This window comes from Dialister succinatiphilus (genome assembly GCF_928721695.1).
In the GTDB taxonomy this organism is placed as follows: Bacteria; Bacillota; Negativicutes; order Veillonellales; family Dialisteraceae; genus Dialister; species Dialister succinatiphilus.
In genome coordinates this window covers 1,694,950-1,715,257 of sequence record NZ_OV788641.1, presented here as the reverse complement: position 1 = coordinate 1,715,257, position 20,308 = coordinate 1,694,950, and the positions used below count along the sequence as shown (strand labels likewise).

Annotated in this window: 15 protein-coding genes, 1 tRNA gene and 1 riboswitch; of the genes, 4 read left to right on the top strand and 12 right to left on the bottom strand. The window is 48.6% G+C overall.

Features of this window, described 5'->3' with window-relative positions:
* Nucleotides 1-223 precede the first annotated feature (223 nt).
* The 4 genes from NW747_RS07155 to NW747_RS07140 all read left to right on the top strand — a co-directional run bounded on the left by NW747_RS07155 (nt 224) and on the right by NW747_RS07140 (nt 4,601).
* Nucleotides 224-1,687, top strand: a complete 1,464-nt coding sequence (locus tag NW747_RS07155) for an ISLre2 family transposase (protein WP_273186370.1) — start codon at nt 224-226, stop codon at nt 1,685-1,687.
* Nucleotides 1,688-1,838: 151 nt separating this feature from the next.
* Nucleotides 1,839-1,940, top strand: a riboswitch (SAM riboswitch).
* Between the two features lie 51 nt (nt 1,941-1,991).
* Nucleotides 1,992-3,029, top strand: a complete 1,038-nt coding sequence (locus tag NW747_RS07150; RefSeq protein ID WP_273186367.1) for a methionine ABC transporter ATP-binding protein — start codon at nt 1,992-1,994, stop codon at nt 3,027-3,029.
* On the top strand, nt 3,010-3,663 hold the full coding sequence (locus NW747_RS07145; RefSeq protein WP_008859348.1) for a methionine ABC transporter permease: 654 nt from the start codon (nt 3,010-3,012) through the stop codon (nt 3,661-3,663). The genes NW747_RS07150 and NW747_RS07145 overlap by 20 nt, the downstream gene beginning before the upstream one ends.
* Nucleotides 3,664-3,758: 95 nt before the next feature.
* The gene (locus tag NW747_RS07140) at nt 3,759-4,601 is read left to right on the top strand and encodes a MetQ/NlpA family ABC transporter substrate-binding protein (protein ID WP_273186364.1); all 843 of its coding nucleotides are present in this window, start codon (nt 3,759-3,761) and stop codon (nt 4,599-4,601) included.
* 108 nt (nt 4,602-4,709) lie between these two features.
* On the opposite strand, the gene NW747_RS07135 is transcribed toward NW747_RS07140, so the two are convergent.
* From NW747_RS07135 to mutS, 12 genes are all read right to left on the bottom strand, one after another.
* A complete protein-coding gene (locus NW747_RS07135; protein ID WP_273186362.1) occupies nt 4,710-5,297 on the bottom strand; it encodes an SGNH/GDSL hydrolase family protein in 588 nt (195 codons plus the stop codon).
* Between the two features lie 227 nt (nt 5,298-5,524).
* Nucleotides 5,525-8,662 (bottom strand): multidrug efflux RND transporter permease subunit, encoded by a 3,138-nt coding sequence (locus NW747_RS07130; RefSeq protein WP_273186360.1) that lies wholly within the window; start codon nt 8,660-8,662, stop codon nt 5,525-5,527.
* A gap of 9 nt (nt 8,663-8,671) precedes the next feature.
* On the bottom strand, nt 8,672-9,859 hold the full coding sequence (locus tag NW747_RS07125; protein ID WP_008859352.1) for an efflux RND transporter periplasmic adaptor subunit: 1,188 nt from the start codon (nt 9,857-9,859) through the stop codon (nt 8,672-8,674).
* A 190-nt stretch (nt 9,860-10,049) separates the two neighbouring features.
* Nucleotides 10,050-11,513 (bottom strand): ISLre2 family transposase, encoded by a 1,464-nt coding sequence (locus NW747_RS07120; protein ID WP_273186357.1) that lies wholly within the window; start codon nt 11,511-11,513, stop codon nt 10,050-10,052.
* 169 nt (nt 11,514-11,682) lie between these two features.
* Entirely contained in the window at nt 11,683-12,156 is a 474-nt protein-coding gene (locus NW747_RS07115) for a NanQ anomerase/TabA/YiaL family protein (protein WP_273186355.1), read from the bottom strand.
* A 94-nt stretch (nt 12,157-12,250) separates the two neighbouring features.
* Nucleotides 12,251-12,327 (bottom strand) — tRNA-Val (locus NW747_RS07110).
* A 344-nt stretch (nt 12,328-12,671) separates the two neighbouring features.
* Nucleotides 12,672-13,913: a methionine gamma-lyase family protein gene (locus NW747_RS07105; protein WP_273094739.1), complete on the bottom strand. Its 1,242-nt coding sequence runs from the start codon at nt 13,911-13,913 to the stop codon at nt 12,672-12,674.
* 9 nt (nt 13,914-13,922) lie between these two features.
* Complete coding sequence (hfq, locus tag NW747_RS07100; RefSeq protein WP_008859355.1) at nt 13,923-14,123, bottom strand: RNA chaperone Hfq; 201 nt, start codon at nt 14,121-14,123, stop codon at nt 13,923-13,925.
* A complete protein-coding gene (gene miaA / locus NW747_RS07095; protein ID WP_273186354.1) occupies nt 14,108-15,037 on the bottom strand; it encodes a tRNA (adenosine(37)-N6)-dimethylallyltransferase MiaA in 930 nt (309 codons plus the stop codon). Before miaA ends, hfq begins: the two co-directional genes overlap by 16 nt.
* Nucleotides 15,034-15,813: a class I SAM-dependent methyltransferase gene (locus NW747_RS07090; protein ID WP_273186352.1), complete on the bottom strand. Its 780-nt coding sequence runs from the start codon at nt 15,811-15,813 to the stop codon at nt 15,034-15,036. Before NW747_RS07090 ends, miaA begins: the two co-directional genes overlap by 4 nt.
* The gene (gene mutL / locus NW747_RS07085) at nt 15,810-17,723 is read right to left on the bottom strand and encodes a DNA mismatch repair endonuclease MutL (RefSeq protein ID WP_273186348.1); all 1,914 of its coding nucleotides are present in this window, start codon (nt 17,721-17,723) and stop codon (nt 15,810-15,812) included. Before mutL ends, NW747_RS07090 begins: the two co-directional genes overlap by 4 nt.
* Nucleotides 17,723-20,284 carry a DNA mismatch repair protein MutS gene (gene mutS / locus NW747_RS07080; protein WP_273186346.1) on the bottom strand — a complete coding sequence of 854 codons (2,562 nt, stop codon included), beginning with the start codon at nt 20,282-20,284 and terminating at the stop codon, nt 17,723-17,725. The genes mutL and mutS overlap by 1 nt, the downstream gene beginning before the upstream one ends.
* Between the last annotated feature and the right edge of the window lie 24 nt (nt 20,285-20,308).

The window sequence follows — 20,308 nt, the reverse complement described above, 5'->3', positions numbered from 1 at the left end:
GCTGACAGGTGCAAAGTGCAAGCTATCTCGTAAAGCGCTGGCCACCGACGGCTCCCCAGCCTGACCGCCATGACTTTTACGAATCTTATATCCCCTATTTACCTTAGTGTAAAATTTTACTCGGTAGGGGAATTTTCCAGAAACAATAAAAGAGGAAAGCCTCCCCTTGAGTGGAAATGTTATAATTTCCGTGCACAAATAAAACAAAGAAAGGGCTTTCCTCATGGATATTATAACAAAAACTGGAGAAATTTGGAGTGAAAATGCAATTGGTGCAGTCATTTCTCTCATTAAGGAATCTGATGACTCTATCGAGGCTGAAAGGAAGCTAACTCATTGGCTCACTGAAATGAACTGTCAGCTTATAGCTATGGCCCTGGCGCGTATTGACACTGAGCTGTATCAGATTTACAAGGTACAGGGGTGGCGTGTGGCACGCCGGGACTCTAGGACGATTTGCTGTCGCTATGGAGAGCTGACCTATACCCGAAGACTTCTGCAGAAAGATGGGAAGAGCTTCTATCCCCTGGACCGCAAAATGGGCTTTGAACCCAGAAAGCACTACAGCTTGGGAATGATTGAGCGGATTGTCGAGGCTGTCGCAATTACCACATCTCGCAGTGCCAGCGAACTCCTGGAAAGCCTGGCGGGAATTACCATCTCCCATCAGTCTGTTATCTCACTCAAAAACTATGCCGGCGAGAAGGCGAAGACTTATGAAAAAGCATTGGCAGAAGAGGAAAAGGTTGAAAAGCCGACACAGCCGGAAATTATAGCGATTGAAGGAGATGGAATTGTACTCAAGAACAAGGAGAAAGGCGGCGTTTCGGAAGTGCACCGCATCCAGGTATATGAGGGAGTCAGGAAAAATGGCAACAGGACAGAACTGGTAGGACTTCGCTGCTTTGCATCTACCAGCAGAAAAGAACTTTTTGCAATGGTAAGAAGCTATCTGCTTGGGCACTATGACCTGTCTAAGACCACAGTGCTGTCGAATGGGGATGGAGGGTCCGGATACCAGTTTCAGGACTTTGAGCGAATGGTAGAAGGCTGCCTGGTTCACCAGCACTTCCGCGACTGCTATCATGTACATGAAAAGATCCGGACCCGGCTCAGCTTCTGCAACAGGAAACTGATAGACCGTATTATCCGAGAACTTCACCAGACCGACGATATTATGAAACAGATTCCCGTATGGATGGATACTGCCCGGAGCTGCGCCCGAACAGAGGAGGATTTGGAGGAGGTAGACAGGCTGCAGAGCTATCTGGAGAGAAATGCTCCCTATATCCCCAGCCTGAGTCAGCGCGGCATCCATACAGAGATTCATCTGGGGACTGCAGAAACAAATCACCGGTTCTACAGCTATCGCATGAAGCGGCAGGGACGGAGCTGGTCCAGCGAGGGAATGGAGTGTATGGTTTGGGTATTGACCGCCCGGAAGAATAAAACACTTACAGCAGCTCTCCTGTACCATGCTAATGGGAAAAGCTACAAAAAGATGGATAGAGCCATGCACAAGGCTGCGGTGCAGGCAGAGCGTAAAATCGCCCAGAATGTCCGGAGTGAGGCGCAGAAGCGTAAAATGAGAAACTATAGGCCGGGATGCCTGGAGGGGCGTATAGGCGTTTATGGAGCTTCTTCTTCACCAATGGGGAGACTGGCCAGAGCTATACAGAAATACTGATAAAACCGAAGCCACGGAGATAGTAATCATCGACAGTCAAATGAATTACCGAGGAAAACTTGACACTTACCCTATTTACTATTTCTATTGACAAGACTTCTGAATCAGAGTACTATAATCTCAACCCTTGCATATAGGGTAAATACATATAGATTCATCATGAGTGGCGGAGGGACTGGCCCTTTGAAGCCACGGCAACCATTCTTTTAGAAACGGTGCCAATTCCAGCGGGTATATACTCGAAAGATGATGTGAAGCTGACTTTCATCTTTCGATGAAAGTTTTTTTATTAAAGGAGTTCCCAATGATTGAACTGAAGCATATAACAAAATTATATGGCAATTTCAAAGCACTGGACGACATCAACCTTTCTATTAAGGACGGAGAAATCTTCGGTATTGTCGGACAGTCCGGCGCAGGCAAATCTACATTGATTCGCTGCGTGAATATGCTCGAGCCTCCCACATCCGGTGAGGTCATAATTGATGGAAAGGACATGACGAAGCTGTCCAAAGCCCAGCTTCGGGAAGAAAGAAAGAAAATCGGCATGATTTTCCAGCATTTCAATCTTCTTTCCAACAGGACCGTAGCCGGCAATGTGGCATTTCCTCTGGAGCTGTCCCATGTGCCCAAGGCAGAACAAGCAAAGAGAATCAACGAAATTCTGGAACTGGTAGGCCTTACGGAATACAGGAACAAGTATCCTTCCCAGCTTTCCGGCGGCCAGAAACAGCGTGTAGGTATTGCCAGGGCTATCGTTTCCAATCCTTCCGTCCTCCTTTCCGATGAAGCCACCAGTGCCCTGGACCCGGAAACGGTAAAATCCATTCTCCAGCTTCTGAAGGATATCAATAAAAAAATGGGCATTACCATTATCATGATTACTCACCAGATGGAAGTTATTAAAGAAATCGCCGAACAGGTGGCAGTCATTGAAAAGGGTAAAATTATCGAACAGGGTTCCGTAGTAGACCTCTTCACCAATCCCCAGACCGAAACACTGAAGAAGTTCGTAGGCTCCGTCATGTCCTCCGATGTACCGGAGCAGCTGTCTCACATGAATATTTCTAAAGTAAAGCAGAAGGACAGCGACCAGACCATTGTAAGCCTGAAATTCCGAGGCGATGTGGCCAACGAACCAATTATTGCTAATCTCATCAAGAAATACAATCTGGACGTAAGCATTCTTTACGGATCCATCGACTACATCCAGAACGTTTCCTTCGGCCGCCTTATCATTATGATCAATGGTCACGAAGAGGACATGAAAAAAGCCCTCGGCCATTTACAGTCTTTACCAATTACAAGTGAGGTAATCGGATATGTCCCCAGTGATAACTAATCTTCTTCTGAAAAGTCTGGCTGAAACGCTGTACATGCTTTCTGTTTCAGCTATCATTGCCGCTTTAATCGGCATTCCCCTGGGTATTCTTCTGGTAGTTACAGAAAAACATGGCATTCTTGCCTGCCCGGTATTGAATAAGCCTCTGGCTTTCATTATCAACCTCATCCGTTCCATTCCATTCATTATCCTCATGGTGGCCATCATCCCTTTCACCAGGCTGGTGGCAGGCACCTCCATCGGTACCACGGCAGCCATCGTCCCGCTGACCATCGCTGCCATCCCCTACACCGCCCGCATGGTGGAAACTTCCATTCGTGAAATTCCCTTCGGCCTCATCGAGGCGGCGGAATCCATGGGCGCTTCTCCTCTGCAGATTATCTGGAAGGTCCTCATTCCGGAAGCCCTTCCCTCCATCATTGAAAGCTTGACCGTAGTGATCGTATCCTTAATCGGCGCTTCCGCCATGGCCGGCACCATCGGCGGCGGCGGCCTCGGTGATCTGGCCATCCGTTACGGATACCAGCGCTTCCAGGCAGATGTAATGATTGCTACCATCATTGTCCTGGTCATTATCGTGCAGCTCCTCCAGTTCATTGGCAGCAATCTGGCCAAAAAGGCAGATAAGCGCTAAATCTGTATATAATGGGATTCAAACCCTTATATAATATTTCCAGATTTCATATAGAAACATGAAATCTCATTCAAAAGAGAAAGGAAGTCCTATTTATGTTAAAGAAGTTAGCTATTGCCAGCCTGTGCGCCCTCTCCGCAGCAGCATTCATCACCGGCTGCGGTTCCAGCCAGAAGCCGGCATCCTCTGCAGCAGCTTCTGCGCCTGCAGAAAAGAAAGAAATTACCGTAGGTGCTACTGCCGGTCCCCATGCAGAAGTGGTAGAAGCAGCTGCAAAAGAAGCCGAGAAGAATGGCCTCAAAGTGAATGTTAAAGAATTCTCCGATTACATTACCCCTGACCAGGCACTGGCAGATGGCGACCTGGATATCGTAGTATACCAGCACAAGCCATTCATGGAAAACTTTAATAAACAGCATGGCACTCACCTCACCGACATCGGCAGAGCCATCCTCATGCGTATGGGCATTTACTCCAATAAAGTAAAGGACGTAAAAGACCTTCCTGACGGAGCAACCATTTCCATACCTAATGATCCCACCAACGAAGGCCGCGGCCTCCAGCTGCTGGAAAAAGCGGGCGTTATTAAGTTAAAAGAGGGCGTGGGCATGAAAGCTACCCCTGCTGATGTTGTAGAAAACCCGAAAAACATTCAGTTTAAGGAAATCGAAGCAGCCCAGCTTCCCAGAAGCCTTGACGATGTGGATGCATCGGTTATCACTATGAACTATGTCATGAGTGCAGGTCTCTCCCCTGAAAAGCAGGGTATCTTCCTGGAAGATAAAGATACTCCGCTGGCAGTTATGATTATTGCCGTACGTGAAAAGGATAAGGATAAGCCTGCCTATAAGAAATTCGTTCAGGCTTATCAGTCTGACGCTGTTAAGAAATTCATTGCTGAAAAATACAAAGGCACCATCGTTCCTGCCTGGGATTAATCGTCTGCTTTAAACAAAAAGCTTTGGAAAAGTTTTCTTTTCCAAAGCTTTTTTATTGGGACAAACCAGATAAGCCGGATGTACAAGGCGCATCCAGTCGTCTATACGCTATCTCCTCCAGACCTTCTCCGCCAGGAGAGCCATCCTTTCATGGCCTTCCCTGTTGGGGTGGACACCATCGCTGTACCATTTTTGTTCCGGCGGAAAGGCTTTTGTAAAATCAAGGACCGGCAGATTCCACTCCTTAGCCAGTGAGCGAAGGAATTTCTGATATTCCTGAAGATCCCTTTTATTCCTTTTAAAGGAGCCCGCTTCCTGCCATCCCGTTTCTACACTCATTTCCGTAAAGAGCGGAGGAATACCAAGGGTCAGTGGAATTCTTCCTGCCAGCCTGCCCAAAGACTTTTCTACCATATTTTCCAAAACCACAAGGCGAAGGCCAAAGAGGATATCATTGGTACCACCCATGAAGAAATACCCCTCCCCCTTCCGTACCCTGCCGGAAGCAGCAGAAAGTCTGTCTAGTATGTCGGAAGCCATAGAACCTGAAAGTCCATGGTTATAAAGGGTTATTCCTTTCAGTGCATGATCTGCCAGAGCTACCCAGCCTTCACCAGGAAGAACACCATAGCCTTCAGTAAGACTGTCGCCGAAACAGTGAATCATAGAAATGTTCTGGTTCCATAAAGCACTCATGGTTATCACCTCATTCTGATTGTATCATAAGCCATGGGCCACAGGAAAGGCAGAAAGCTCCATGGCTGGATTCAGAAATAAAGAAGCAGGCCTCTCCTGCGGTGGAAGGCATAGAAGGGCTTTCCGTGAAGAGAAAGTGAAATCTATGATTCATTGATTTTCTCTTGATTTCTTGCCTCTATTTTTATACAAAAAAGCCTCCCGAAGGAGGCTTTTTGCAATAGATATTATTCATCTACTGTAACCGTTTTCTTTGGTTTTCTGAACCCGTGAATTCTTTCAATAACGATGAACAGCATAGGAACAATGAAAATCTGGAAGAAGGTAGCAGACAGCACGCCGAAGACTACGGCGATACCCATTTCAGAACGGGAATTGGATCCGGCGCCGGTGGACAGGGCCAGAGGCACGTTGCCCAGGATGAATGCCAGGGAGGTCATGAGAATCGGGCGGAGACGAATCTTTGATGCTTCAATAGAAGCCTTCACCACTTCCATACCGCTATCTACACGAACCTTTGCATATTCTACAATCAGAATCGCATTCTTGGCCGCCAGACCGATAATAGTCAGAAGACCGATCTGGAAGTAAATATCGTTGTACACATTAAACGCAAATGCACCAAGGCAGGCTCCGAAGAAACCTGTAGGAATACCAAGGATGACGGAGAATGGAATTTTCCAGCTTTCATAAAGGGCTGCCAGGGACAGGAATACGAAGAGCATACCTAAAGCCAGTGCATAGACAGTCTTGCCGCTGGCTTCCCGTTCCTGTGCAGAAGATTCAGCGAATGCATATCCATAGCCGTTTGGCAGGGTCTCCTTCGCCACTTCTTCCAGTGCATTCAGAGCCTGGCCGGAAGAGTATCCGGCAGCCTGGCTGCCGCCGATCTTAACGGCAGGGAAGTTGTTGTAACGGGTAATGACTGCAATGGCATTGGATTTCTTAGGTGTAATAAAATTGGAAATCGGCACCATGTTGCCCTTGTTGTCCTTTACCATAAGGAACTTATTGTCGTTAGGACTCATGCGGTACTGGGTATCTGCCTGGGCAACAACTTTGTAGTTACGCCCATAAATGGTAAAATCGTTAATCTGTACAGAGCCGTAGTAAGCCTGGAGAGCAGTGAAAATATCACCCACATTGACCCCGTTTCTGGCTGCCTTTTCTCTGTCGATATCGTAATTATAAGACGGAGTATCAATACGGAAAGTGGTGTAGGCCATCTGAATTTCCGGGCGCTGGTTAGCAGCTGCCAGGAATTTGCCAATAACAGCCTGCATGTTTTCATTGGAATCACCGCTCTTATTCTGGATATAGAGGGTAAAGCCGCCGGAATTGCCGAGGCCGGGAATCGGCGGTGGGTTCAGCGCCATCAGAGTGACACCAGGATGTGTAGCATTGAAGGCGAAGGCTTTAGCCATCACTGCATCCAGCTGCATATCCCTGGATTTACGTTCATCCCAAGGTTTCAGTTTGACGAAGGAAAGACCGGCATTCGGTTTCTGTCCGCCTGACAGGATATCCATGCCAACAACGCCCTGCGTCACTTCCACTGCCGGATCTTCCCCGATATATTTCAGGAATTCTGTCAGATACTGGGCAGTTCTAACGTTCACCGCTCCTTCCGGCAGAGACATGGCATTAATGAAGAATCCGTTATCTTCCTGTGGGATGAAGGCTGTAGGCAGCTTCACAAACATGAAGACAGCCGCAACGAAGAGGGCAAAGAGCACCCCAAGAGGTACATAAATGGCATGAGCCATTTTCCGGAGAATTATGCCGTAGACTTCAACCATGTGGTCAAAGCCATCGTTGAAGCGATCCCACATACGATCGATTCTACCCTTATCTGCCTTCTTTTTGGCCGGTTTCAAGAGGCCGGCACAAAGTGCAGGCGTAAGAGACAGCGCGGTAAACGCCGACAGGATAACCGAAACGGCAATGGTCAGAGCAAACTGTTTGTACAGGATACCCATAATGCCGCCAAGAAAGGCAACCGGTACGAATACGGCCGCCAGTACTACGGCTACGCCGATAACTGGGCTCTGTACCTTCTGCATGGCTTCCACCGTGGCTGCCTTTGGATCAAGGTTGTTGTAGCGCATTTCGTATTCCACCGCTTCAATAACTACGATGGCATCATCTACAACCAGCCCGATGGCAAGAACCATGGCAAAGAGGGTTAACGTATTAATGGTGAATCCAAGAATTTCAAAGGAAGCAAAGGTACCAAGAAGGGATACAGGCACCGCAATCATCGGGATCAGTGTAGATCTCCAGTTCTGCAGGAAGATAAACACAATGATGCCTACCAGAATGAGGGCTTCCACAAATGTTTCAATAACTTCCTTGATGGAAGCATAAATGAAATCGGTATTATCCATATTGATGACATATTTCATATCATCAGGGAAGGATTTGGCATCTTCTGCCAGTTTTGCCTTGATGGCACCGATGGTCTGAACCGCATTGGCATCATCGGTCAGGGAGAAGGCCACGGCAGCGGTTTCATAGTTGCCTGCTCTGGAAATAAAATTGTAATCCTCTGCATCCAGCTCTGTACGGGCCACATCCTTCAAACGGAGAAGGCTGCCGTCATTGTTGGTGCGAAGTACGATATTGCCGAATTCTTCCGCTGTCACCAGACGGCCTTTAGCGGTGATGACATATTGGAAAGGCTGGTCCATGGAAACAGGAGGCGCACCGATATTGCCGGCGGCAATCTGTTTGTTCTGATTGGACACGGCAGAAATCACTTCAGCTGCGGTGATATTATTCTGCGACATCTTGGTGGGATCCATCCAGATACGCATGGCAAAATCGGAACCGAATTCCTGTACTGTACCAACACCTTTAATAGACTTCAGTTCGTCCAGATAGTTCATACTGAAGTAGTTTTTCAGGAAATTCTTGTCATAGGTGCCGTTAGGAGAATAGAAACTGACAACCAGTGCCATATCACCGGAAGATTTTCTGGTTGTAACGCCAATGTTTCTGACCGTATCCGGCAGACCGGCATCGGAGGCGGTAACACCGTTCTGTACACGGACCGTAGCCAGATCGGAGTCCGTGCCCATGGCAAACTGCACATCAAGGGAATAGGAGCCGTTGGAGTTACTGTTGGAGTTCATACTGTCGAACCCTTCCACCCCTACAACGTTCTTCTCTATGACTTCCGCCACTGTCTGGGCTACGACTTCTGCATCAGCGCCGGGATAGGTGGCCCATACGGAAACCTGAGGCGGTGTAATGCGGGGGTAGCGGTCCACGGGCAGGGAAAATACAGCCAGCAGCCCTGCAATGGAAACCACCAGCGCCACAACGATAGCAAAGATAGGACGCTTGATAAAGAAATTAGCCATAGGTCCTCCTTACTGCTTTGCAGCAGTGCCACTCTGGCCCTGGACAGAATCTCTGGCATCCTGTTCCAGTTTGTCTTTGGACGTTTCTTCAGGATCTACGGCCTGGCCTACCTGTACCTTGTTCTGACCGTCCACGACGATAACATCATTTTCATCGAGGCCGCTTTCAATAATGGTGTAGATACCATAAGTGCCGCCCACTTTTACGGGCTTCTGGGCAATCTTGCCGTCTGCTACCACGTCTACAATATCCTTATTCAGGAGTTGTACCAGTGCTTTGGTGGGAATGAGAAGAGATCCTTTGGCGATTTCATTATCCGAAACCACAGAGGCATACATGCCCGGTACCAGGAGATTGTCCGGGTTCGGGAAGGCTGCCTTCATGGAAAGCTGGCCACCGTTCATGTTCGGATTCACCTGTACAATTTTACCGGTATAGCCGTAGATAGAGCCGTCAGACAGCCGGATTTTAAGATTATTCCCCAGCCCTGCAGTGCCGTTTCCATCATGGCTCTTGTTCAAAGCCAGATATTCATTTTCCGACATATCGAACTGCACATAAATGGGGTCGGAAGAGGAAATAGTAACAAGAGATGTAGTGCCGGCCGTGGCAAAAGTACCGATATTCACATCATCCATAGAAAGCTTCCCATTGAAAGGCGCTGTCACAATGGTATCACTCAGGTTTGTGGAAGCAATATCCACCTGGGCCTGGGCAGCATCCATGGCTCCTTTGTAAGCATCGGCTGCTGCCTTCTGATTATCATATACTTTCTGAGAAATAGCACCGGCAGCAATGAGCTGATCGTAGCGTGCAAGGTCAGTGGCCGCATTCTCATAATTAGCAGCTGCCTGCGCTGCCTGGGCCTGGGCATTGGCCAGCTGGGAATTGTAATTCCTTGTATCCAGCCGATATAGAGGCTGGCCTTCGGTCACCTGCTGTCCACCGGTAATATACTTTTCCATCACTGTACCGGATACCTTGGCTCTCACCGGTACCTCCTGCAGAGCCATAATGGAACCTGTATATTCTCTCATAATAGGCGTATCTGACTTGAAAGGCTTAAATGTAGTAACCTTAATAGCCTGCTTCTGCCCTGCTGCCTGCTGGGAAGAACCGCAGCCCCCCAGGAAGACGCCTCCTGATAAAAGGAATCCTGCTGCCATCACTGCGGCAGCAAACTTTTTATATCTCATACATAACCCCCTTGCAAAAGATGGTAGAGCAGATTTGGGCAATTTAAAACTATCCTGCTCTTTTGAATTGCTCTTATAATATCAGATTATTGACTAATAGTCAATCAAAAAGAACATGTTGTAAGTGTCAAGTTTTCCTCGGTAATTCATTTGACTGTCGATGATTACTATCTCCGTGGCTTCGGTTTAATCAGTATTTCTGTATAGCTCTGGCCAGTCTCCCCATTGGTGAAGAAGAAGCTCCATAAACGCCTATACGCCCCTCCAGGCATCCTGGCCTATAGTTTCTCATTTTACGCTTCTGCGCCTCACTCCGGACATTCTGGGCGATTTTACGCTCTGCCTGCACCGCAGCCTTGTGCATGGCTCTATCCATCTTTTTGTAGCTTTTCCCATTAGCATGGTACAGGAGAGCTGCTGTAAGTGTTTTATTCTTCCGGGCGGTCAATACCCAAACCATACACTCCATTCCCTCGCTGGACCAGCTCCGTCCCTGCCGCTTCATGCGATAGCTATAGAACCGGTGGTTTGTTTCTGCAGTCCCCAGGTGAATCTCTGTATGGATGCCGCGCTGACTCAGGCTGGGGATATAGGGGGCATTTCTCTCCAGATAGCTCTGCAGCTTGTCTACCTCCTCCAAATCCTCCTCTGTCCGGGCACAGCTCCGGGCAGTGTCCATCCATACGGGAATCTGTTTCATAATATTGTCGGTCCGGTGAAGTTCTCGGATAATACGGTCTATCAGTTTCCTGTTGCAGAAGCTGAGCCGGGTCCGGATCTTTTCATGCACATGATAGCAGTCGCGGAAGTGCTGGTGATCCAGGCAGCCTTCTACCATTCGCTCAAAGTCCTGAAACTGGTATCCGGACCCTCCATCCCCATTCGACAGCACTGTGGTCTTAGACAGGTCATAGTGCCCAAGCAGATAGCTTCTTACCATTGCAAAAAGTTCTTTTCTGCTGGTAGATGCAAAGCAGCGAAGTCCTACCAGTTCTGTCCTGTTGCCATTTTTCCTGACTCCCTCATATATCTGGAGGCGGTGCACTTCCGAAACGCTGCCTTTCTCCTTGTTCTTGAGTACAATTCCATCTCCTTCAATCGCTATAATTTCCGGCTGTGTCGGCTTTTCAACCTTTTCCTCTTCTGCCAATGCTTTTTCATAAGTCTTCGCCTTCTCGCCGGCATAGTTCTTGAGTGAGATAACGGACTGATGGGAGATGGTAATCCCGGCCAGGCTTTGCAGGAGTTCGCTGGCACTGCGAGATGTGGTAATTGCAACAGCCTCGACAATCCGCTCAATCATTCCCAAGCTGTAGTGCTTTCTGGACTCAAAGCCCATTTTGCAGTCCAGGGGATAGAAGCTCTTCCCTTCTTTCTGCAGAAGTCTTCGTGTATAGGTCAGCTCTCCATAGCGGCAGCAAATCGTCCTAGAGTCCCGGCGCGCCACACGCCACCCCTGTGCCTTGTAAATCTGATACAGCTCAGTGTCAATACGCGCCAGGGCCATAGCTATAAGCTGACAGTTCATTTCAGTGAGCCAATGAGTTAGCTTCCTTTCAGCCTCGATAGAGTCATCAGATTCCTTAATGAGAGAAATGACTGCACCAATTGCATTTTCACTCCAAATTTCTCCAGTTTTTGTTATAATATCCATGAGGAAAGCCCTTTCTTTGTTTTATTCTTTGCCACGGAAATTATAACATTTCCACTCAAGGGGAGGCTTTCCTCTTTTATTGTTTCTGGAAAAATTCCCTTACCGAGTAAAATTTTACACTAAGAACATGTTACCGAAGATAAATTTATAGAATATGGAAAAGCATTAATTATCTGACTTTATCCACCGGAACCTTCATAACCGCCTTTCGAAGGATTTCCTTTCCCCGCTTCCCCTGGCAGAGAGGGCGGTGCAGGTCTTCCGGGAAAAATACGGCAAATCTTCCTTCCGTAAAATATACTTTCGATTCTTTTTCTTTATGGGATGCAAAGAAATACAAATCTCTGTCCTCATAGGATTCTACCACCCGGGGCGAATCAAAAATCGTTTCAACACCGATCCATTCTTCCTCCCCCCTGATTTCATACTGGATATCAATAAACTTTTTGTGCCCCTCCAGCTTTCTGTCTTCCTCCGGTTCCGTAGCGGGAGACTCCACGGACATGGTGCAGCCCAAAAGCTCATACTTCCCATCAGGAACAGAGGCGAAATCAAAATCCCGAACAGCCCTGAGACACTGACTGATAAAAGGCGGAAGCTGTTTTTCATAGGCTTCCAGATGATGAATATCTCCGGTAATCATATAATCCTCCTTATTTCTACATTGGTTAGCCAACTTATTATACCACGAACTTCCCCATTCAGGGGCACAAAAAAACCCGCTGAAAGCGGGTTCATGGTGGGACTATCTGGGTTCGAACCGGAGACCTCTTCGATGTGAGCGAAGCGCTCTGACCAACTGAGCTATAGCCCCATGACGAAAGTTATTATAACACAGAAGAAATGATTTGTTAAGCCTTTTTATCATTTTAGCAAATCGTCCGGAAAGATGGATAAAAGCCGGTGCCCGCCGAACGCGAAGAGGCAGAAATACATGGCTCCATTTCCGAATGTATATGTACGGATGAAAGAGAAGGAAAAGAAAGCATAGAGCTGCCTAAGAAATCTAAGATTCAAAAGTACTCGTCATTCTTATAAAAGCAGACTCTATGAATGCTTTTTTAAAGATGGACTATCTGCCAATCACCGTTATTCAGTCCGTAAGCCTTTCAGCCCGGGAAGCAGAGATACCGCAGCCCCGGCCTGAATCAGTTCCTCTTATTTTTCCTGCGCTTCCAGTACTTTTTCTGCGGCTCCCATGATGGCCAGCTGGGCAGACTCAAAAGTCAGACCGCCCTGGAAGTACATGACATAAGGCGGACGGACAGGACCATCGGCAGACATTTCAATAGTAGACCCCTGCACGAAAGTACCAGCTGCCATGAGGATGGGATCCACATATCCCGGCATGGGCCCCGGTACCGGAGTGGCGTCCGAATCTACGGGAGACCAGTTCTGAATGGCTTCGGCGAAGCGGCACATGTTTTCTTCAGAATCCAGTGTCACCGTGGTAATGAGGTCTGTTCTAAGATGTCCCGGTTCAGGGCTTGTTTTGAAGCCAATGAGCTTGAAGACAGCCGCACAGAATTCAGCGCTCATCATAGCCTGTCTTGTCATATGGGGTGCCAGGAAGAGTCCTTCGAAGAAAGGACGGTAGGAAGCAGCATAGGAACCCATTTCTCCACCAAGGCCCGGTGCAGTCCACACATAGGAGCAGCGTTCCACCAGGTCTTTTCTGCCGCAGATATAGGCACCGGTAGGAGCCAGACCGCCGCCGGCGTTTTTAATGAGGGAACCGGCTGTAATATCGGCACCCAGTTCAATAGGCTCTTCTTTATTGGTAAATTCTCCGTAGCAGTTATCCACAAAGCAGATGGTGTTCGGATTTTTAGCCTTCACCGTATCAATGATTTTTTTCATATCACTGGGAAATAGAGAGTCTCGCAGCATATATCCCCGAGACCGCTGGATTTCCACCAGTTTTGTATTTTCATCCACCGCATCCGAAATAGCTTGGAGGTCATAGGTATTTCCCTTTAAAGGAACTTCTTTATAGTGGACGCCTTTGGAAATCAGATTGCCCGGTGCATTGCCCGTAATACCGATAACGCTTTCCATAGTGTCATAGGGCGCACCTACTGCGGAAACCATGGTATCTCCCGGTTCAAGAAGAGCCAGAAGGACCGTAGCCAGGGCGTGGGTGCCGGACACGAAATGAGGTCTGACCAGGGCGCTTTCCGCATGGAATATATCGCACCAGATTTCTTCCAGCTTTTCCCTTCCCGGATCCCCGTAGCCGTAGCCGTTGGAAGGAGCAAAATGGTAGGCAGACAGGTGGTGTTTCCTGAAGGCACTTAAAACTTTTTCTGTGTTATAGAGAGAAATCTCTTCCATTTCATGAAAAACAGGCGCACAAAGAGCAAGCGCCTCTTTCTGTACCTGTTCAAGTTTTTTATTCATTTGTTATTCTCAGATCCTTTGTATAGTAGATATAGCATGTTTATAAATGAGCTGGGAACGGTTTTCGCTCACCAGAAGCACAGTGAAGCTGTCGAAGGATTTGACCTTCCCCTTCAGCTGTACGCCGTTCATCAGGAATATACTGACCGGAACATTTTCCTTTCTGGCTTCATTCAGAAATGTGTCCTGCAGATTCATTTTTCCTTCCATCTTGTTTCTCCTCCGAAATATGAAATGACATAGGCCTTGATTTCCCTGTACCATATGTCTTCCTCTGATGGGCCGCGTTCCACCCAGTGAATATATGGCATTCGTCTATACCAGGTCAGCTGTCTTTTGGCAAAGTGCCGGGTATTTTTCTGAATCAGCGCTTCCCCTTCCTCAAGAGAAAGCTCTCCCTTCACCACAGGAATCATTTCTTTATAGCCGATTCCTTTCAGCGACTGGTCTTTTTCAGAAAGTCCGGAGGCAAGGAGCTTCTTCACTTCCTCCGGGAGTCCTGCTTCTATCATGCGGTGGACTCGCTTATTTATTCTATCATATAAAACGGCTCTGTCCATAGCAATTCCTATAACCGGACCGTCATACAGGAGAGAATCGGATTTCAAAGGCTCCTTTTCTCCCTCTCCTGCCTCCAGAAGCTCCAGCTTCCGTATCATGCGCTGCGCGTCGGGAGGAATATCTTTCTCCCCCTTTTCACGAAGCAGATTTTCCAGAGCTTCCTTTCCTTTCTCCTCCAGTATCCTTTCAAATTTTTTCCGTCCCTCCCCTCGAGGAAGAAAGGTATACCCCTCAAGGAGCCCCTGAATATAGAGGCCGGTGCCGCCGCAGAGGATGGGAATCCGTCCTGCTTCATTTTCCTCATGAATGATTTTCCTGGCCTTCTCCTGGAAATCAGCGGCTGAGTAAGGCTCTGACGGCTCCAGCTCGTCCACCAGGAAATGACGGATACCCCGGGCTTCTTCCTTTGTCACTTTGGCGGTGCCGATGTCCATATGCTTATAAATCTGGAAGGCATCACCGGAAATAATAGAAGAACCCAAAGCCTCTGCCAAATGCACTGCCAGGTCCGTTTTCCCTGAGGCCGTGGGGCCCAGGATGGTGATAAGTCTTTCTTTTTTCATATATCAATCACCCCGTACGCCGTGGATTGTCCCTGATGAGAATGGATAGAAGAAAAGAGGCTGTTCTGAAATAAAGGAGAAAAGGGCCTTTCTTTTACTATAATTCTTTTTCTGGCAATATGCAAAGCCAAAGTCAGGATTTCCTCATCCAGAAGATCATAGGAAGCAGCCCGCCGGAAACCTTCCATCCGGTTGACATCCCTTTTCACCGGAGCGCGGAACATGGTATCGAAATAAATCACATCAAAGCTTTTAGGAGCAGCCCTTTGAAGGAAGGTGCGAAAATCCTCATGAAGCAGATGGATACGCCGAAGGGCCTTCGTTATTCTTTCATTTCCGCCATCAAAGGACGAAAGCCCGACCCGGCCGATTTCATAGAGGACGGTGCTTTTTTCCAGGCTGGTCACATTTCCTTCCTTCCCCAGAAACCAGCTCATGACAGTGGAATCACCACCCTGGCCAAAGGTGGCATCCAGTACGGAGAGCGGTCTTTCTGGAGGAAGGAGACGACAGAGGCGGTCGCTGTTTCCTCTTTCCATCTGAGCTGTGCGAAGTACGGCCGTGCCCAGATGGAAACGGTATTCTTCCCCACCTGTCCAGAAGGAAGGCTGTTTTTTCCCATAGATGAGAAAGCCCTCCATGTGGTTCATCGCTGCCATCTCTTCAAGGGTCCCCTCCCGGGGAATATAAGGCAGGGCTAGGGCCCTGGCTCTTTCCTTTGCCTCATCCCGCACTGGACGGCTGTAGTTTCTAATAGTAGTCACTCCTGTGTTCATGGCCGTTTGAAAAGCCTTCCCAATTCAACAGGCGTGAATTTTACAATGGTAGGCCGTCCATGGGGACATACGAAGGGGCGGGATGTATGAAAGAGATCGCGAATCAGTTCTTTCATCTGCCGGATATTCAAAGGGTCCCCCCTCTTGATAGCGCCCCGGCAGGCGGCATAGGCCATCATGCGGTGACGCATAGTTTCCGGCGAAGGCACATCCTTTTCATGGTATGCCTTTACAATATCCCCCATAACCCGTTCCATTTCAGCAGCAGAAAGATCTTCGGGGGAACCGGTAATGCGAATCACGTCAGGTCCTGCCTGTTCAAAGGTAATCCCAAGTTTCTCTATATCCGCCCGATGGTCCTCCAGAAGATTGACGTCTCCGCTGTCCACATGAATGAGATAGGGTATGAGGATTTCCTGCACCGGTATACCTTCCGCCCTTTCCGCCAGATGGTCGTAACGCACCCTTTCATGGGCAGCATGCTGATCAATGATGAGAAGATCTTTCCCATGCTGACAGAGAATGAAACAGTCCGATACCTGTCCTAAAGGGATAACCGGATCTTCCTGCTTTTCTTCTTCAAAAAGGGGATCCGTCTCCAGATGTTCCCGCTTCGGCTCTTCTTTTCGATATTCGTCAAAAACAGAGCGGTTTGTGAAAAGGTCCTTCTCTTCTGTATCCGGCGCAAAGGAAGGAGCTCTTCTTTCTCCGAAATGATCAGCCCCTTGCCCCCGGCTTTCTTCATAAGAAGGAGACGGTTCTCCCCAGGAGCTTTTCGGTCTGGTTTCCTCGGAAAGCCCGATGTCCGGTTTGCCGAGAGGTTTGTCTTCCACTCTGATAGAACCGGGGTTGAAATCATGTTCTTTCACCACTTCATGACCGGGGTCATGAATCATTTCTCTGGCAATGGTATCGGCGGTGGACTGGGACGTCAGAGTGCCCAGTACGCCATGGTACACCAGGCGGAATACAGACTGCTCATCAGAGAATTTAATTTCCCTTTTCTGGGGATGAACGTTCACATCAATGCTTTCCGGCGGCACCTGGAACGAAAGAACCATAAGCGGATATCCGTTCTTCGGCAGCAGGGAATGATAAGCATTGTCCACAGCCTTGGACACCACTGCACTATCCACCACCCTACGGTTAATGATGATGGTCTGGTATTGGCGGCTGCTCTTCAGAAGAGAAGGCTTGGAAATCAGACCTTCCAGAGCAATATGTTCCCCTTCTTCTTCCACCGGAAGCATTTCGCCGGCCGTCTTTGTGCCGTATAAAGCGGAAACCACATCCATCAGTCTTCCGTTGCCCGGCGTTTCAATGACGGTCCTTCCGTTATTGATAAGCCGAAAGGCAATATCCGGATTGGCCAGGGCCAGTTTTCCCACCATGCTGTTGATGCGGGAAGATTCGGTTCGTTCCGATTTCAAAAATTTTTTTCGGGCCGGCACATTGTAGAAGAGATCCCTCACTTCTACGGTGGTGCCGGCAGGAGCGCCGGCAGGCCTGACTTCAGTGATTTCGCCGCCGGTCATTTCCAATACTGTTCCCTCATTATCCTCGCTCCGCCTGGTGGTAATAGTGGCTCTGGAAACGGAAGCAATGCTGGGCAGTGCTTCGCCGCGAAAGCCCAGGGAAGCAATGTGATAAATATTATCTACAGAAGAAATCTTGCTGGTAGCATGGCGGATAACAGAAAGCTTGGCATCCTCTTCCGTCATGCCGCAGCCGTCGTCGGTGACACGGATATAAGTCATGCCGCCGTCTGCGATTTCCACCTCAATGGAAGAGGCACTGGCGTCCACTGCATTTTCCACCAGTTCCTTCACTGCATTCACCGGACGCTCTACCACCTCACCGGCGGCTATCTGGTTGGCGGTGACTTCATCCAGAATATGAATAACTGCCATTATCTGCCCTCCTTGGCTTCCTTACTTAAGCGGAAGAGAATTTCCATAGCCTCTATGGGCGTCTTGCTCATAACGTCCATATGGGCCAGTTCATCAATAATGGGAGATGTAAAAAGATCAAGTCCCGGGGATGCCTGCTTTCCAGGCGCCGATTTCACAGGAGCCGGGTTGTTTCCCTCTTCCTCCAGTCCCTGAAGAATTTCATCAGCCCGCTTCAGAAGGGATTCCGGCAGTCCCGCCAGACGAGCCACATGGATGCCGTAGCTTCTGTCCGCACAGCCGGGAATGATGCGGCGGAGGAAGGTGATTTCCTTTCCCCTTTCCTTGACAGATACAGTATAGTTTTTAATATGACTGCTTTCATCAGCCATAACCGACAGCTCGTGATAATGGGTGGCAAAAAGGGTAAAGCCATGAATTTTCCTGTCAATGTACTCCACTACGGCCCGGGCAATGCTCATACCGTCATAGGTGCTGGTGCCCCGGCCGATTTCGTCCAGAAGAATGAGGCTGTTTCTGGTAGCATGACGAAGGATATGGGATACCTCCTGCATTTCTACCATGAAGGTACTCTGACCTGTAGAAATATCATCGGTGGCTCCTACCCTGGTGAAAATGCGATCCACTGGCGAGAAGGACGCACTTTTCGCAGGAATGAAGGACCCTGTCTGGGCCATAATAGTCAGCACCGCCACCTGACGCATATAGGTAGATTTGCCTGCCATGTTGGGTCCAGTAATGACAAGGATTTCCTGATCATGATGGTTGAGCTCCGTATCGTTAGGCACGAACATCTCCCTTTTCAAGGCGTGTTCTACCATGGGATGGCGGCCATCTTGGATGGAAATCCGGCCCTCCCGGCTGTTTGTAATCCGGGGCCTGGTATAGCGGTCCTTCAGCGCCGCTCTGGCAAGACTAGCAATGCAGTCCAAGGCTGCCAGCGCCCTCGCCGTTTTCTGCATATCCGGAATTTCCGGCCGGATTTCTGCTTTCACAGCCTGATAGATTTTAAGCTCCAGTTCTTCTGTCTTTTCCTTAGCCGTCAGCGCTTTGGCCTCAAATTCCTTTAATTCCGGTGTAATGTAACGCTCTGCATTGACCAGAGTCTGCTTTCTCATGTAGTAGGGCGGAATAGGAATCTTATTGGCATTGGAAATTTCAAAATAGTAGCCGAATACATTATTAAAACCGATTTTCAGTTTGATGCCGGTTTTTGTCTTCTCTCTTTCCTCCAGATCCGCAATATACTGCTGACTGTTTTCAGAAAGAGACCTCACTTCATCCAGTTCTGCAGAAAAGCCTTCCTTAATGTACTTTCCGTCCCTCACATTGCCAGTGCCATTTTCATTCATAGAACGGTCAAGCAGATCAAATACCGGACCATGAATTCCGATCTGGGCATTGATCTTCTTCAGAATCACGGAGCCTGCCCCGGATAGAAGTTTTTTGATTTCCGGAATCATGCGAAGGCTTGCCTTCAGAGCCAGTAAATCTTTGGGAGAGGTAGAATTGGCTTCGATACGGGAAAGAATACGCTCGAAATCAAAGACCTGGGAAAGCATGTCCTCCAGATTTGTGAGTTCCGTCATGTGGTTCGTAAGCTCCTCTATGCCGTCCTGCCGCAGGATAATGCGATTCACATCGGTCAAAGGCCGTTCCAGCCACCGTTTCAGAAGCCTGGCTCCCATGGCGGTGTGGGTATAATCCAGAAGTTCAAGAAGAGTTCCCTTCCTGCCGCCATCCCTCATATTTCTGGTAATTTCCAGATTCCGAAGGCATTCCTCAGAAAGGGTCAGGGTGTGATCCTCCCGAATGGGAAGGACTGAATGAAATACGGAAACCTCCGATTTCATCACATCCCGGATATAGGCAGAAAGGCGGCGGAACACTGTCTTCACATTCTCATTGTCAATGGAAGCGCAAGCTTCAGGAAGATTTCCTTCCTCTTCCCCTTCGGCCCGGGACATAAGGCAGGCCCCCAGTCTGGCAGATGCAAAGCCTGTCAGTTTACTATAGAAATCATCGGACACACTGCATACTGCCTCAGCCGGAGAGTATACCGAAAGCATGTCGAAGAAATCGTCCCTCTCCTTCTTCTTATCCCATACACCCCACCAGCATTCACCGGTAGACACGTCGGAAAGCACTGCGTCCAGTTCCTTATCCGTTTCCATAATGTAAATCAGATAATTGTTGGATTTGTCGGCAATGGAATTTTCAAAAAGAATGGTTCCTGGAGTAATGACCCGGATTACATCCCGTTTGACCAGGCCTTTGGCCTTCTTCGGGTCTTCCAGCTGCTCACAGATAGCCACCTTGTACCCCTTCTGGATCAGCCGGTAAATGTAGATTTCCGCCGCATGAAAAGGAACGCCGCACATAGGCACCCGTCCTTCGGCGCCTGCGTTCTTCCCGGTCAGCGTGAGCTCCAGCTCATGGGATGCAGTCACTGCATCGTCATAAAAAAGTTCATAGAAATCGCCCAGGCGGTAAAAAAGAAGGCAGTCCCTATACTGGTCCTTCACCTTTCTGTATTGTTCCATTAAAGGCGTTTTTGCCATGTCATCACCCCGTTCTTTTGGTTT